Origin of the sequence: Pseudomonas sp. PLB05, assembly GCF_021106615.1 — a bacterium.
Taxonomy (GTDB): Bacteria; Pseudomonadota; Gammaproteobacteria; order Pseudomonadales; family Pseudomonadaceae; genus Chryseomonas; species Chryseomonas benzopyrenica.
In genome coordinates this window covers 655,739-670,791 of record NZ_JAJOHO010000003.1, presented here as the reverse complement: position 1 = coordinate 670,791, position 15,053 = coordinate 655,739, and the positions used below count along the sequence as shown (strand labels likewise).

The following is a 15,053-nucleotide window of genomic DNA, read 5'->3' as shown; positions in this document are numbered from 1 at the left end:
TCGGAGCCAGTGACGGGCGCTCACCGGCCAGGCCGGGCCCGGGCTATACTGCGCCTTTCTACCCGACTACCCAGGTGCAGCATGGCTACCGATACCTCGAAGCTGGATCGAATCCTCGCCGAGACCCAGCGCGAGCGCGAACGCGGCTATCGTGACAAGGCGCTGAAGATGTATCCCCACGTCTGCGGTCGCTGCGCCCGGGAATTCGCCGGCAAGCGCCTGAGCGAACTGACCGTGCATCATCGTGACCACAACCACGACAACAATCCCCAGGACGGCTCCAACTGGGAATTGCTCTGCCTGTACTGCCACGACAACGAGCACAGCCGCTACACCGATCAGCAGTATTTCAGCGACAGCTCCCTGAGCACGCCCAAGGTGGCCCAGGCGACCCACAACCCCTTCGCCGGGCTGGCGGGACTGCTGAAAAAGGACTGAGCGCACGGCGATCCAGGCAGTCCTTCCTGCCTTAAGCCGATCTTAAGTCTCGCTCTCTAGCGTTGCAGTCTTTGGCCGATTGCCGACCTGGGAGCGAGAGGGGATGAGACGTTCGAGCGTTGCTAAACGGTTGGCCGCCGGGGCCTTGGCCGTGCTAGCTGCAGGCTGTCTGCCGGAGGCCTCCGCCGAGATGACCGTCATCCGCGGAGAGGGCGGTGCTGCCAGTGCCGACACCGCGTCGGTGTACTTCAACAGCGGTATCAACGACCGCTCGGTCAGCTCCCTGCTGGCTGCCTTGAGCGACATCGTCCTCAAGTACCCCGCCACCAAGAACGTCAATCTCTACCTCAACAGCCCTGGCGGCAGCATGGAGGCGGGCTATGTCGCCTACGAATTCATCCGCCACTATCCGCTGCACATCAATACCATCGACGCCGCCGCGACGGATTCATCCGCCACCATGATCTATTGCGCGGCCGAAGATCGTTATGCGGCGCCACTCGCCAGCTTTCTCCTGCATCCGGCCGCGGCGGCCATCGCCGTCAACGGCTACATGAAACCCGACCAGGCCAAGCAGGCATTCGAGGACGTCGAGCGCGAGAACCTCAAGTTCCGCGAGATCTACAAGGGCTGCCTCAAGCTGACCCCGGAGGAGCTCACCACCCTGTTGTCCTCCGAAAGCAACAGACGACGATTGGGCTACGACGCGGCCAAGGACATCGGTTTGATCACCCGGGCGCCGGACCGGTTGCCGCGTGGGACCGACCGGGCTACCTACCTCGTCAGCGACGGCGGAAGCCGGTGAGGGCAGGTTGACGCCCGGCCAGACCCGCAGTGCGGTCTACAAGCGCTCGTTCTTTCGTGATACCTTCGGGGTATGCATTGCCCCTCCCGCGACTGGCAACCCAGTCCCCCATAGCTCGCACCTCTCCCGTCCTTGCTCGCTGACGCAAGAACGTCTGCCGTCCTGTCGCGCCCGCGGCGTGGCGGCTGCCAACCCTGGAATTCACGCCTGATCTGGCGTCTGCCACTCGCTCGACGGGTCAGGCACAGGTGCGAGTTGTCCATGTTGAATACCCTCAAGACGCATTGGTTTTCCAATGTGAAGAACGATGTGCTGTCCGGATTGGTCGTCGCCCTGGCGCTGATCCCCGAAGCCATCGCCTTTTCCATCATCGCCGGACTCGATCCCAAGGTGGGGCTCTACGCCTCCTTCTGCATCGCCGTGGTGATCGCCTTCGTCGGCGGTCGCCCCGGGATGATCTCGGCGGCTACCGGCGCCATGGCGCTGCTGATGGTGACCCTGGTCAAGGAGCACGGCCTGCAATATCTGCTGGCCGCGACCCTGTTGACCGGGGTGCTGCAGATCGCCGCCGGCTATCTGCGCCTGGGTGCGCTGATGCGCTTCGTGTCCCGTTCCGTGGTGACGGGCTTCGTCAATGCCCTGGCGATCCTGATCTTTCTGGCCCAGTTGCCCGAGCTGACCCATGTCGGCTGGGAGGTCTACGCCATGACCGCCGCCGGACTGGGCATCATCTATCTGTTCCCGCTGCTGCCGGTGGTGGGCAGGCTGCTGCCCTCGCCGCTGGTGTGCATCCTGGTGCTGACGGCCGTCTCCCTCGTCCTGGGGCTGGACATCCGCACGGTGGGTGACATGGGACAGCTGCCCGATACCCTGCCAGTGCTGCTCTGGCCCCAGGTGCCGCTGACGCTCGACACCCTGCTGATCATCTTGCCTTACTCCCTGGCACTGGCCGTGGTGGGGCTGCTGGAGTCGCTGATGACGGCCACCATCGTCGATGACATCACCGACACGCCCAGCGACAAGAATCGCGAGTGCAAGGGGCAGGGGATCGCCAACATCGCCGCCGGCTTGCTGGGCGGCATGGCGGGCTGCGCCATGATCGGCCAGTCGGTGATCAACATGAAATCCGGCGGACGCACCCGGCTATCAACACTCTGCGCCGGCGTCTTCCTGCTGCTGATGGTGGTGTTTCTCGGTGACTGGCTCGCCCGGATCCCCATGGCGGCCTTGGTCGCGGTGATGATCATGGTCTCCATCGGCACCTTCAGCTGGGATTCGATCCGCAATTTGCGGCGGCATCCGCTCTCCACCAACCTGGTGATGGTGGCCACCGTGGTGGTCGTGGTCGCCACCCACAACCTGGCGCTCGGCGTGCTGGTCGGGGTGCTGCTGGCTGCGCTGTTCTTCGCCAACAAGGTGGGGCACCAACTGACGCTGACGTCCCGTCTGGAGGCGCCCGGCGTTCGCGTCTACGAGGTGCGTGGTCAGGTGTTCTTCTCGTCCACCGCGGCCTTCATCGAGGCCTTCGACTTCAAGGAGGTGCTGGACGAGGTACGGATCGATCTCAAGGCGGCCCAGTTCTGGGACATCACCGCCGTCGCCGCCCTGGACAAGGTCGTGCTCAGGTATCGCCGGGAAGGCGTGACCGTGCAGGTCCTCGATCTCGATCAGGCCAGCGCGACCCTGGTCGACCGCTTCGGCATCCACGACAAACCCGGGGCCAGCAGCCAACTGCTGGGCCACTGAGGAGTGGCGACACCATGAGCAAGATCATCGCCTGTATCGACGGCTCGCCCCTGGCGGGCAGTGTCTGCGATCACGGTGCCTGGCTGGCCCGGCGCCTGGCGCTGCCCCTCACCCTGCTGCATGTCCTGGAGCGCAGCCTCTATCCCACAGCCCCCGATGCCAGCGGCGCCATCGGTCTCGGTTCGCGCGAGCATCTGCTCGAAGAACTGGCGCGGCTGGACGAGCAGCGCGCGCGTCTGGCACGTGCCGATGGCGCGGCCCTGTTGGCTGGGGCCGTGGAGCGGTTGCAGGGCAGCGGGCTGGTCACGGCGCCTGCTACGCTCCAGCGGCACGACTACCTGGTGGATACCCTGCGCGAACTGGAGGCGGACCTGAGCCTGCTGGTGATCGGCAAGCGCGGCGAGCATACCGGTCGCCGCGGTATCGGTAGCCAGTTGGAAACCGTGGTGCGCACGCTGCACAAGCCCATCCTGGTGTGCGCCGCCGACTTCCGCGAACCCCGGCGCTTTCTGCTCGCCCATGACGGCAGCGAGGCCACCCATCGGGGACTGCTGGAGGTCGCCAGGAGCGGGTTGCTGGCAGGGCTGCAGGGCGAGGTCTTGCAGGTCGGTGAGTCCACGCCGGCGCGTGCGGCCGGATTGGAGGCCACTGCGGAGCTCCTGCGTACCGGCGGCAGCGAGGTGACGACCCAGCTCGTGGCAGGGCATCCGGCCGAGGTGATTCCCGAGCGGGTCCAGGCCTCTCGGGCCGACCTGCTGGTGATGGGCGCCTACCGTCATTCCGCCGCCCGACGCTTGCTGCTGGGCAGTCAGACGTCCCACCTGCTGCACCACACCGACATCACCACCCTGGTACTGCGTCCCTGAGAGAGCGGCCCTGGTCGCTACGGCGGCCAGGGCCTTCGCCTGTCAGGAGCCCGGCTGCAGGGCCTGTTCGATGAAGTCGATGAAGGCGCGAACCTTGCCGCTCAGCGCGGAACGTTCGGAAACGCAGGCATAGATGTCCATCGGCTCCGGCTGCGCGACGGTGGCGCCTTGGCTCTGGGCGTCGAACAGCGACACCAGTTGGCCCCGCTCGATCAGCGGCAGGGCGACGAAGTCCGCCAGGCGCGCGATGCCGCCCCCGTTCACGGCGAGCTGGGCGATCATGTCGATGTCGTCGCAGACGAAGCCAGGGCGGGTGGCCGCCTCGAAGGTCTGACCCGCGCGCACGAAGCGCCAGGGCAGATAGCGTCCGTCGGTGGGATAGCGAAACAGCAGGCAGGCGTGCTGCTGCAGCTCTTCCGGGGTGCGGGGTGTGCCGGCCTGTTCGAGATAGGCGGGCGCGGCGCAGAACACGAAGGCACGAGAAGCGATCCGGCGGGCGACCAGGCTGTCGCTCAGCTGCGCCCTGATCCTCAGGCTGACATCGATCTGTTCCAGGCGATGATCCAGGCGCCGGTCGCTGCCGATCAATTCGATGTCGATGCCCGGATAGGTACGCTTGAACGCCGGCAGCAGCGGCGCCAGCAGGTGGCGGCCAAAGGCGGCGGTGGTGGCTATCCGCAGCGGTCCCTGCGGCTCGCTGGCCAGGGTGGCCAGGTGGGCGGCGATCTCGACGTCCTGGGGGATGTGCCGGACTTTCTCGAAATAGCGGGCGCCGCTTTCGGTCATGGCGAGACGGCGCGTGGTCCGCGACAGCAGCCGTACGCCCAGATGTGCCTCCAAACGAGCGATGCTCTGGCTCACTGCGGCCGCGCTCAGGCCCTGCGCGCGAGCGGCGCCGGCGATGCTGCCGGCTTCCACGACCCTGATGTAGGTACTGATCAAGCCCAGGATGTCCATGGGGTCCCTGCCGAAGGATTCGTTGATTTCTGTTTATAGTGAACCAAGGCAGGGAAGGCTACCGGCAGAGACTCGCCCTTGTAAGCTTGGCCTCGATCCCTTGACCCGAGGCAACCCGATGAAGCCGATCAGTCCCGCTACTTCCATAAAGCCACGCTTTCCCAAGCGAGCGACGCCCTATGTCTTCGCCCTCTATATGTCGACCATCATGGCCCTGCTGATGTGCCTGGTGATCACCCTGGCGGAGTTCGGCTTCGACGTCGACTACTTCAGGAATGTGATGAATGCCTATCAGGTGGCCATGCCGTCCGCCTTCGTCTGCGTGTTGCTGGTACGGCCTCTGGTCGCCCGACTCGTCGCCCTGACCGTCCATGCCTGAGCGGTTTCAGGCGGCTTGTCGGTCACGGCCGGCCACCTGGGCTGCGCCTGGCCATTCCGCTCAGGACGGCGAGCCAGGCGACGCCCACGGCATAGTTGAGGCGCTGGTAGAGCCCGAAGCCTTGGCCGTCGGCGACCGCGCTCGCCATCATGCCCGCGGTGACCAGGGCCAGCAGAGTGCAGATCGCCGAGAAGACAGCCAGGCCGGGCGAGGCCAGCAACCGCTTGCCGAGCCACGCCCAGAGCGCGCTCGCCAGGGTCAGCGACAGGAACATCACCAGGCCGGCCAGGTTATGCAGCTGCTGGGAAACGGAGGGCTGCAGCGGGGCGCAGCCCTGGTCGCAGGGGAACAGCCCGGTGGCGAAGCTCGCCAGGCCGTGGAGCAGGATCAGGGCCGCGCTCAACCCGGCTAGGCGCGACGTGCGAAAACGTCTGGCCAGCCCCAGGGCGACCAGCACGAACAGCACCCCCAGAGGAACGTTGTTGAGCCAGGCGGAAAATCCCTGAGTGGGCGCATCGACAGCCCCCAGCCGACTCAGGGCATGATCGACATGGCTGTAACCGGGATACGCCAGGGCGGTCAGCCCTACGCCGATAGTCAACCAGAACGGAATCAACAGACCCGTGCCCAGCAGCAGCCGATCCATGCGGTTCCAGGCGAACGTCCTCGTCATCACCACTGCTGCTGCCTCCCTGGTGTCGTCTGGTCATGCTAGGAGGTGCTGGCGGGGGAGCGTTACGGATTTTTTTGCAAGGCAGCTTGCCCAGGCGTCATCCTGGGGCGCCCCGCTGCCAAGGATGATCGCTGATGACTAGACGCCTGCCCAGTACTACGGCGCTGGTGGCCCTGGAAGCGGCCGCCCGCCATCTCAGCTTCGCCAAGGCGGCGCAGGAGCTGTCGCTCAGCGAGGGCGCCATCAGCCGGCAGATCGCCAAGCTGGAGGCTGCACTGGGCGTCAGGCTGTTTCTGCGGATCGGCAATCGCGTCGAGCTTTCCGCTGCCGGAGCCCGCTATGCCGCGCACATGCGCACGGCCCTTGCCGACATCGAACGCCACACGCGGCAACTGGTCGCCCAGGCCCGCGGCACTACCGCGCTGGAGATCGGCGTCATTCCGACCCTGGCGGGTCGCTGGCTGATCCCGATGCTGGCGCGCTTCCAGGCGCGCCATCCGGACATCGAGGTCAATCTGCGCGAGCGGACGCAGCCCTTCGCCCTGGAAGACAGCGGACTGCACGCCGCGATCAACTATGACCATCCGGTCTGGCACGGTCTGCGGGTGCAGCCGTTGTTCGAGACGCAGCTGGTCGCGGTCTGTCATCCACGTCTGGCGGGCAATCCTCCGGCCAGCCTGCCGTTCCTGCACAAGCTGGAGAGTCCGCACAGCTGGGCCCGTTATGCCACGCTCACCGGGTTACCCCTGGGCGCCCAGGCGGTTGGTCCTACCTATGATCGCTACTCGCTGCTGATCGAGGCCGCCAAGGCCGGCTTCGGCATGGCCCTGGTACCTGAGCACTACATCGAGGAGGATCTGGCCGCCGGCCGACTCCAGGCGCCCTGGCCGGTCCTGCCGGAGCTGCGTGAACGCTATGTGCTGGTCACCCGTCCCACGACGGAAATCGATTCCGCGCTCGCAAGTTTCGAACGCTGGCTGCTGGAAGAGGCGAGGATGGGGTGAGGGAAGTCGTGGAGCCGTAGGTTGGGTTGAGACGGCTTCACCGTCGAAGCCCAACGGCCCAGCCTTCACCTGACTGACGTTGGGCTTCGCTGTGCTCAGCCCAACCTACCTTTTGTGCTGCGTTTTCCTTCCTCCTGGAAGTCCATCCCAGGCGCTCCCTCTCCCTTGGGGAGAGGACCGGAGTGAGGGGAAGGAGCGCCCGCCAGGATCACACCTTGAAGCGTGTCGTCATCTCCTGCAGGCGTACGCCGATGCGAGCCAGCTCCATGCTCGACGAGGCCGTCTCCTCGCTGGCGGCGGCGGTCTGGTCGGAGATGTCGCGGACGTTGGTGACGTTGCGGCTGATCTCTTCGCCGGCCGAACTCTGCTGCTCGGCCGCGCAGGCGATCTGTTCGTTCATCGACTCGATGTCTTTCACCGACTGGGTGATGCGCTTGAGCAGCTCGCCCGCCTCGCGGGACAGGCCGACGCTGCTGTCGGTCAACTGCACGTTATGGTCGAGCACCGTCGCCATGCGGTCGGTGCTCTGGTGCAGACCGGTGATGAGCTGGGCGATCTCGTCCGTCGAGGAGCGGGTACGCTGGGCCAGGCCGCGGACCTCGTCGGCGACCACTGCGAAGCCACGTCCCGCCTCGCCGGCACGGGCGGCTTCGATGGCGGCATTGAGCGCCAGCAGATTGGTCTGCTCGGCCACCGCCTTGATCACGTCGAGTACGCCGCCAATGCTGTCGGCGTGGCCACGGAGGGTGGCCATGGCCGCCTTGGTCGACGCCATTTCCCGGGCCAGCAGCTCGATCTGGTCGATTGCCTTGCTGACCGATTGATCGCCTTGCTGGGCCTGGCGACTGGCGTCCAGCGCGGACTTGGCCGCTTCGCCAGCATTGCGCGCCACCTCGTGGGTGGTGGCGGTCATTTCCTGCATGGCGGTGGCGATCTGGTCGGTCTCGACCTTTTGTGACTGCACCCCGGCGCTGGTCTGCTCGGTGACCGCCGACAACTGCTCGGCAGCGCTGGCTACCTGGACGACACCGTCACGCACCTCGCCAATGAGACGCCGCAGGTTGCCGGTCATGCGCTGCATGCTGGTCTGCAGGGCGCCCAGTTCATCCTTGCGGGTGACCTGCTGCTGATGGGTGAAGTCGCCGCTGGCGACCATTTCGGCCAGCGCCACGGTGTCCTGCAAGGGTTTGACGATGGAACGGGTGATCAGCCAGGCACAGGCCAGGCCCAGGGCGATGGCGATTGCCAGCCAGATCAACAGCAACTGGCGGGCATTAGCCACGTCGGCCGCGCGGAATTCCTGCTGGATGGCGGTGAGCTTGTCGGCGATGGAGAGCAGGGTGGTGATGGTGGTGGTGATGCCGCCCTGAGCCTGGTCCACCTGCGCCTGCGCCGCCACCAGTTGTTCGAGGCGCTGCCCGTAGCCGGAGATTTCACCGAGCAACTTTTGCACGGTCTCGGCCGGCAGAGTTGTGGCGCCGAGCGCCTTGGCCTGGGAGAGCGCGGCGTTGACGGAGTCGCGTGCTTTCTGTTCGCTGTCCTTGCCGGGTGCAGTGGCATAGCCACGGAAATCCACTCGCATCCGCTGCACGCCAATGAAGAGCGCCGCCAGCTGCTGGCGATCGGCGGGGCGACCGGTCTCGCCGTTCGCCGCTTCAGCCAGGGTGAGCAGATGGGTGTTGGCGGCCTCGGCCGCAGCGCTGGCGACCTTGCGGATGGCTTCCCGCTCGCGGGTGGCGGTGATCGTCTGATCGTAGAAGTCGCGATAACGCTTGAGGGTGTTGTTCGCCTCGTCGAGCAGGGTCTGATTAATCGGAGATTTGAAATGCGGAACGATGCCGTGCAACTGGGCTTCGGTCTTTTCCAGGGCGGCGAGCCACTTGGCCGCCTGGGCATCATCGGCCTTGGTGAGGTACACCAGGCGCTCGATGCGCATGTCACGGGCCACGGTGCTGTAACCGGCGATGTCGTTCATGCGTTCGCTGCGATCGCGCAAGGTATCGGTGGCCGACCAGCCGGTGTAGGCCACCAGCAGGATCATGCCGATGAGCAGAGCGAAGCCGAGGGCCAGCTTGGCCCTGACGGTGAGATTGCTTAATACATTCCAGCCATTTTGCTGCATTTGGACTACCTGGATAGCGGAGCTCTGGATGACGCCGGCCGCGGGGCCAGCGCCTTCTTGAGGGTTACGGCAGCCTCTGTTTCGTCAACTACCGGCAGGGCCGGTGGGCGCGAAGGGCGCTTGGCATCTTGTGCGAGTAACCACGGGTATTCCCCTAGGCGCCTTGGGCAAGACCTGACCTCGCCCTGCGGCCTGCAGGCGCGGACGGGCAATCAGGCGATTGCGGTCCCGCGCCGAGGAAAGCAGCGGATGAGGGGGTACAGCCACGACGGTGCTTAAGGTCTCCTTAATAGAGGCGCGATTGCTGGAAGGTTTAAAGCCAAGCGATAGGCTGCACAATTACCGGGATATGCGGCTTGTTCTGGTGGAGATCTCACATCGTATCTTATTGATTTTATTGATAAAACTTGCTGAATAGTTTGACTAAATACAAGGAAAAGTCGTCCTTTTTCACAGGTAAGGCGCCCTGAAACCTGATAAGACGCCTCCCTTCATGGCAATTACCAAGACGCTTGCCCTTGGCGACGACCTGGGTGGACTGGCTGCCGTAAGGCGTTCGGGACGCCGTCGTGGGCCCAAGCAAAAACGCCCCGACCTCATGGCCGGGGCGTTCCCTTACCTGGCTGACCTATTCGATCAGACCGCCGCGCTGCGTTCCTTGATGTCCTGGTGCAGGATGCGGTCGTTCTCGGAGTAGTCCACCGGGCAGTCGATGACGTGGACGCCAGGGGTGTCCAGGCAATGCTGCACCAGCGGGGCGAAGGCCGCCGCGCTGTCCACGCGATGGCCCTGAGCGCCGTAGCTTTCGGCGTAGCGGACGAAGTCCGGGTTGCCGTAGTCCAGGCCGAAGTCCTCGAAGCCCATCTGCGCCTGCTTCCAGCGGATCATGCCGTAGCCGTCGTCGCGAAGGATGATGACCACCAGGTTCATCTTCAGGCGCACCGCGGTTTCCAGTTCCTGGCTGTTCATCATGAAGCCGCCGTCGCCGCACACCGCCACGATGGGGGTGTTGGGATGGACCAGGCGTGCGGCCATGGCCGACGGCAGGCCGGCGCCCATGGTGGCCAGGGCGTTGTCCAGCAGCACCGTGTTGGGCATGTAGGCCTTGTAGTTGCGGGCGAACCAGATCTTGTAGATGCCGTTGTCCAGGGCGACGATGCCGTCGGACGGCAGCACGTTGCGCAGATCGGCCACCAGGCGCTGGGGGTAGACCGGGAAGCGGTCATCGGTGGCGCCTTCGGCGACGTGGGCCTCGTTGGCTTCGCGGATGGTCAGCAGGCGGTCGAAGTCCCAGGTGGGCTGGACCTCGATGCGCTCCTTGATCTCCCAGATGGCGTTGGCGATGTCGCCGACCACCTCGACCTGGGGGAAGTACACCGGATCGACTTCGGCGGAGCGGAAGTTGATGTGGATGACCTCGGTGCCGCCGCGGGTCATGAAGAACGGCGGCTTCTCGATCACATCGTGGCCGATGTTGACGATGAGGTCGGCGGACTCCAGGGCGCGGTGCACGAAGTCACCAGCGGAGAGGGCGGCGTTGCCCAGGAAGCGCGGATGGCGCTCGTCGACCACGCCCTTGCCCAGCTGGGTGGTGACGAAGGGGATGCCGGTCTTCTCGATCAGCTGACGCAGCACCCGCGCGGTCATCTTGCGGTTGGCGCCGGCGCCCAATACCAGCACCGGGCTGCGGGCGTTTTCCAGCTTGGAGACGGCGGCGGCGATGGCCTTGGCCTCGGCGACCGGACGACGACTCAGGCTCGGCGGTACCGGCAGGCTTTCGGTGTGCTCGTCGGCGATGTCTTCCGGCAGTTCCAGGTGCACGGAGCCGGGCTTTTCTTCCTCGGCGAGGCGGAAGGCCTCGCGGATGCGCGACGGGATGTTGTCGGCGGAGGCGAACTGGTGGGTGTACTTGGTGAGCGGCGCCATCATGCGGCACACGTCGAGAATCTGGAAACGACCCTGCTTGGATTTCTTGATCGGCTTCTGGCCGGTCAGCATCAGCATCGGCATGCCGCCCAGGTAGGCATAGGCGCCGGCGGTGACCAGGTTGGTGGCGCCTGGACCGAGGGTGGAGAGGCAGACACCGGTCTTGCCGGTGAAGCGGCCGTAGGTGGCGGCCATGAAGCCGGCGGACTGCTCGTGGCGAGTCAGGATCAGCTTGATCTGCGAGGAGCGACGCAGGGATTCCAGCAGGTCCAGGTTCTCTTCGCCGGGAATGCCGAAGATGTATTCCACACCCTCGTTTTCCAAGCAGCGAACGACCAGATCGGAGGCCTTCATCATGAGTGTTGTATTCCTTGTAGGGTGGATGGCGAGCGCCTGAAGCGCCTCCTCTATGAGGCGCGGCGGTCACTGTACTCAGGAACGGCGAAACATTTCAAAACAAGGAACCACCCAGTTTTACTTCTGTGACGAATGGCCGCAGCGGAAACGATTCAGGCGAGGCAGCGTTGTAGCGACGCCCTGGCGCGGCGCAGGTGCAGCCCGGCGAACAGCAGGCCCATGGCGGCGATCACCAAGGCCGGTTGCAGGTCGCCGGCAAAGTGACTGCTCACCGCGCCGAGCAAGGGACCGAGCAACTGGCCGCTGGCGAAGCTGGCGGTCAGTACCCCCGCGTTGCGTTGCGGCGTGGCCGGTGCCAGCTCGCGGCCGTATTGCATCACCAGCTGCATGCAGGCGAGGAAGGGGCCGCCACAGAGCAGCACCCCGAGGAACAGCGCCAGGCTGCCCGGCAAGAGGCAGAGCAGCACACCCGCCGCCTGCAGCCAGAGGGTGGCGATCAGCCACCGGCGGGTATCGGTGCCCGGGCGACGCAGGCTCACCAGTACCACGCCCAGGGCTGCCGCCAGGCCATAGCCGGGCCAGAAGAGGTCGGCCTGCCACTGGCCGTGGAAGCGGCTGGCGGCCATCTGCGAGAGGAATGTCGCCGGCAGGATGTAGCCGACGCCCACCAGGCCATAGGCCAGGATCAGGCGGTTGAAGGCGGGCGAGCGCTTGGTCGGCGCCGCGGCGGTGGTAGGCAGCGGGGTGGCGGGACCGCGCCGTGGCAGCAGCGGCAGCAGTGCCAGGGTGGCCACGCTGGCGAGCAGGCCGTAGCTCAGCCACAGCTGATTGGAATCGCCACCCAGGCGATTGCTGACCAGGGCCATCAGGCCGCTGATGAGGATGCCTACCCCGGGACCGGTAAAGACCAGGGCGCCGAGCCGCGGCCGTCCGGCTTCGGCGGCCAGGGGCTGGCTCAGACCGGTCACCATCACCAGCACCCAGGCACTGGCCAGGCCGGTGCCGAAGCGCAGCAGCGCCTGGGCGGCCAGGCCATCGGCCAGCAGGGAGGCCAGGGTCAGGCCGGCGCAGAGCCAGAGGCCTCCGACCAGGCGCGCATGGGTGCGACGGGCGAAGAGGGCGTCCAGGGCCCCGAGCAGATAGCCCAGGTAGTTGGCCGCGGCCAGCAGACTGGCGCCGGTGAGGTCGATCTGACCCTCGGCGATCAGGTGGGGCAGGGCGGGGGTCAGGGCGAAGCGGCCGATGCCCATGGCGGTGGCCAGGGCCAGCAGGCAGGCCAGCAGGCGGGTAGTGGCGGTCATCGAAAAGGCTCCGGTAACAGGTGGATGCTGACAGCCTAGGCCTTGAAGTTAATCAATAAAAACGAATAATAGAGAAATAGATGTTCAGCTAAAGAGAAAGGTATGGAATTCGCCGAATTACGCATCTTCCAGGCGGTGGCTGAGGAGGGCTCGCTGGTACGGGCCGCCGAGCGGCTCAACCGGGTGCCCTCCAATCTCTCCACGCGCCTGCGCCAGCTGGAAGACAAGCTGGGGGTGGAGCTGTTCCTACGCGAACGCCAGCGGCTGCACCTGACCGCCGCCGGCCACCGGCTGCTGGACTACGCCCATCGCCTGTTCGCCCTGGCCGACGAGGCACGCAGCGCGGTGCAGGGCGGGGAGCCGGCCGGCACCTTCGTCCTGGGTTCCATGTTCAGCACCGCAGCCATCCATCTGCCGGGACTGCTGGCGCGCTACCACCAGCGCTATCCCAAGGTGAATCTGCAGGTGCACAGCGGCCCAAGCGGCGAACTGGTGGAAGGCCTGCTGGCCGGTCGCCTGGACGCCGCCCTGGTGGACGGCCCGGCGCCCGATGCGGCGCTGGAGGGCCAGCCCTGGTTCGAGGAACGCCTGGTGCTGATCACCGGGCTGGAACTCGGCCCGGTGCGCTCACCGGCCGATGTAGCCGGGCGTCCGGTGTTCGGCTTTCGCGCCGGTTGCTCCTATAGACGCTACCTGGACACCTGGTACGCCGCGGCGGGGGTGCCCAGTGGACCGGTGATGGAGATCGAGTCCTACCACAGCATGCTGGCCTGCGTGATCACCGGTGGGGTGGCGCTGATGCCGGAGTCCATGCTCGACAGCCTGCCCGGCCGCGAGCGGGTGCAGCGTCACCCGATCCAGGCGCGCTTCGCCCAGGCCACCACCTGGCTGATGTGGCGCAAGGGCCGCGAGGGCGCCAATCTGCGCAGCTGGCTGGAGTTGCGCGAGAGCTTGCAGACCGATCGCGAAGCTGTTGCTTTGGTGTGATGATTGCCCGATTCTAGGCGGCGGACTCCTACCGTCTACCGAGGACGATCATGATAAGAATAGCCATCGTCGGTTTGGGCAAGATCGCCCGTGACCAGCACCTGCCGGCGCTCGCCGCCAATCCCGACTACGAGCTGGTCGCCGTAGCCAGCCGCAACGCCCAGCTCGACGGCGTCGCCCACTATGCCAGCCTGAGCGCCCTGCTCGAAGATGGCCCGGCCATCGACGCCGTATCGCTCTGCGCGCCAGCGGCGGTGCGTTACGAACAGGCGCGCGAGGCCCTGGCCGCTGGCAAGCACGTGATGTTGGAGAAGCCGCCGGGCGCGACCCTGAGCGAAGTGGACGCCCTGGCCCGCCAGGCCGAGGCAGCGGGGCTGTCGCTGTTCGCCACCTGGCATTCGCGCTATGCCCAGGGTGTGCAGCCAGCCCGCGAATGGCTGGAAGGCAAGCGCATCCAGGCGGTGCGGATCGAGTGGAAGGAAGACGTGCGCGTCTGGCATCCCGGTCAGGCCTGGATCTGGGAACCGGGCGGCATGGGCGTCTTCGATCCGGGCATCAATGCCCTGTCCATCGTCACCGCCCTCCTGCCGCGGCCGTTCTTTCTCAAGGAGGCGACGCTGCAGGTTCCCGGCAACTGCCAGACCCCGGTGGCCGCGCAACTGGCCTTCGTTGACAGCGCCGGCGTGCCCATCGCCGCCGACCTCGACTTCCTGCAGACCGGACCCCAGACCTGGGACATCCACGTCGACACCGATGCCGGTCGCCTGACCCTGAGCAAGGGCGGCAGCGAGCTGTACCTGGACGGCCAACTGACCCACCAGGGCCCCGACCGGGAATACGCCGGCCTCTATGCCCGCTTCGCCGAGCTGGTCGCCCAGAACCGCTCCGACGTGGACGTGGCCCCGCTGCGCCACGTGGCCGACGCCTTTCTCTATGGCCGGCGCGAGACGGTAGCGGAGTTTCACGAGTAGGGCCTCCCTCACCCCGGCCTTCTCCCCGGTGGAGAGGGGTGGCATGGTGGGCCCTGGTAGGTTGGGCTGAGCAAAGCGAAGCCCAACAGGTGGCTTGGCTGTTGGGCTTCGACGATGGAGCCGTCTCAGCCCAACCTACGGCTCGGTCTCCTATCCCAAGGGAGAAGGGGCGTCATGGTGGGCTCTTGTAGGTTGGGCTGAGCGCAGCGAAGCCCAACAGGGGGGCTTGGCTGTTGGGCCTCGACGATGGAGCCGTCTCAGCCCAACCTACGGCTCGGTCTCCCTCACTCCAGCCCTCTCCCGCGGGGAGAGGGGGCATCATGGTGGGCTTTTGTAGGTTGGGTTGAGCGAAGCGAAGCCCAAGAAGGGTGCCTGGCATGTTGGGCTTCGACGGTGGAGCCGTCTCAGCCCAACCTACGGCTCGGTAGCTTCCCTCGCCCCAGCCCTCTCCCCGAGGGAGAGGGGCGCTCAGCCCCGGCGTAGGGTGGAAAACGGCGCAACCTTTTCCACGCGGATTACCT

13 protein-coding genes and 1 pseudogene are annotated in these 15,053 nt (G+C 66.0%); 8 read left to right on the top strand and 6 right to left on the bottom strand.

The window, feature by feature from the left end:
- Positions 1-81 precede the first annotated feature (81 nt).
- From LRS53_RS15935 to LRS53_RS15920, 4 genes are all read left to right on the top strand, one after another.
- Positions 82-438: a YajD family HNH nuclease gene (locus LRS53_RS15935; protein ID WP_133859758.1), complete on the top strand. Its 357-nt coding sequence runs from the start codon at positions 82-84 to the stop codon at positions 436-438.
- Positions 439-628: 190 nt separating this feature from the next.
- Positions 629-1,243: an ATP-dependent Clp protease proteolytic subunit gene (locus tag LRS53_RS15930; protein ID WP_231356551.1), complete on the top strand. Its 615-nt coding sequence runs from the start codon at positions 629-631 to the stop codon at positions 1,241-1,243.
- Between the two features lie 261 nt (positions 1,244-1,504).
- Positions 1,505-2,989, top strand: coding sequence for a SulP family inorganic anion transporter (locus LRS53_RS15925; RefSeq protein WP_184291407.1), 1,485 nt, complete (start codon positions 1,505-1,507; stop codon positions 2,987-2,989).
- Between the two features lie 14 nt (positions 2,990-3,003).
- Positions 3,004-3,855: a universal stress protein gene (locus LRS53_RS15920; protein WP_231356550.1), complete on the top strand. Its 852-nt coding sequence runs from the start codon at positions 3,004-3,006 to the stop codon at positions 3,853-3,855.
- A gap of 42 nt (positions 3,856-3,897) precedes the next feature.
- On the opposite strand, the gene LRS53_RS15915 is transcribed toward LRS53_RS15920, so the two are convergent.
- The gene (locus LRS53_RS15915) at positions 3,898-4,812 is read right to left on the bottom strand and encodes a LysR family transcriptional regulator (protein ID WP_231356549.1); all 915 of its coding nucleotides are present in this window, start codon (positions 4,810-4,812) and stop codon (positions 3,898-3,900) included.
- A gap of 118 nt (positions 4,813-4,930) precedes the next feature.
- Between LRS53_RS15915 and LRS53_RS15910 the strand changes: the two genes are divergently transcribed.
- Positions 4,931-5,191, top strand: coding sequence for a DUF2798 domain-containing protein (locus LRS53_RS15910; RefSeq protein ID WP_231356548.1), 261 nt, complete (start codon positions 4,931-4,933; stop codon positions 5,189-5,191).
- A gap of 22 nt (positions 5,192-5,213) precedes the next feature.
- Here the strand turns inward: LRS53_RS15910 and LRS53_RS15905 are convergent, their stop codons facing one another.
- On the bottom strand, positions 5,214-5,864 hold the full coding sequence (locus tag LRS53_RS15905) for a DUF998 domain-containing protein (RefSeq protein WP_231356547.1): 651 nt from the start codon (positions 5,862-5,864) through the stop codon (positions 5,214-5,216).
- 134 nt (positions 5,865-5,998) lie between these two features.
- Here LRS53_RS15905 and LRS53_RS15900 point away from each other — a divergent pair, with 134 nt between their 5' ends.
- Entirely contained in the window at positions 5,999-6,868 is an 870-nt protein-coding gene (locus LRS53_RS15900; RefSeq protein ID WP_231356546.1) for a LysR substrate-binding domain-containing protein, read from the top strand.
- A gap of 208 nt (positions 6,869-7,076) precedes the next feature.
- Here the strand turns inward: LRS53_RS15900 and LRS53_RS24005 are convergent, their stop codons facing one another.
- The 4 genes and pseudogenes from LRS53_RS24005 to LRS53_RS15885 form a co-directional block, all read right to left on the bottom strand.
- On the bottom strand, positions 7,077-7,940 hold the full coding sequence (locus LRS53_RS24005; RefSeq protein WP_442968531.1) for a methyl-accepting chemotaxis protein: 864 nt from the start codon (positions 7,938-7,940) through the stop codon (positions 7,077-7,079).
- Positions 7,935-8,909 (bottom strand): annotated as a pseudogene (locus LRS53_RS24000) (methyl-accepting chemotaxis protein); the annotation flags it as partial. The pseudogene LRS53_RS24000 and the gene LRS53_RS24005, both read right to left, overlap by 6 nt.
- Positions 8,910-9,626: 717 nt before the next feature.
- On the bottom strand, positions 9,627-11,273 hold the full coding sequence (locus LRS53_RS15890; RefSeq protein ID WP_064306709.1) for an acetolactate synthase large subunit: 1,647 nt from the start codon (positions 11,271-11,273) through the stop codon (positions 9,627-9,629).
- A 152-nt stretch (positions 11,274-11,425) separates the two neighbouring features.
- Entirely contained in the window at positions 11,426-12,574 is a 1,149-nt protein-coding gene (locus LRS53_RS15885) for a YbfB/YjiJ family MFS transporter (protein WP_231356544.1), read from the bottom strand.
- 102 nt (positions 12,575-12,676) lie between these two features.
- Between LRS53_RS15885 and ptrR the strand changes: the two genes are divergently transcribed.
- Together ptrR and LRS53_RS15875 are read left to right on the top strand one after the other, a co-directional pair.
- Positions 12,677-13,561: a putrescine utilization regulator PtrR gene (ptrR, locus tag LRS53_RS15880; protein WP_017638978.1), complete on the top strand. Its 885-nt coding sequence runs from the start codon at positions 12,677-12,679 to the stop codon at positions 13,559-13,561.
- A 50-nt stretch (positions 13,562-13,611) separates the two neighbouring features.
- On the top strand, positions 13,612-14,532 hold the full coding sequence (locus tag LRS53_RS15875; RefSeq protein WP_231356543.1) for a Gfo/Idh/MocA family protein: 921 nt from the start codon (positions 13,612-13,614) through the stop codon (positions 14,530-14,532).
- Positions 14,533-15,053: the final 521 nt, after the last annotated feature.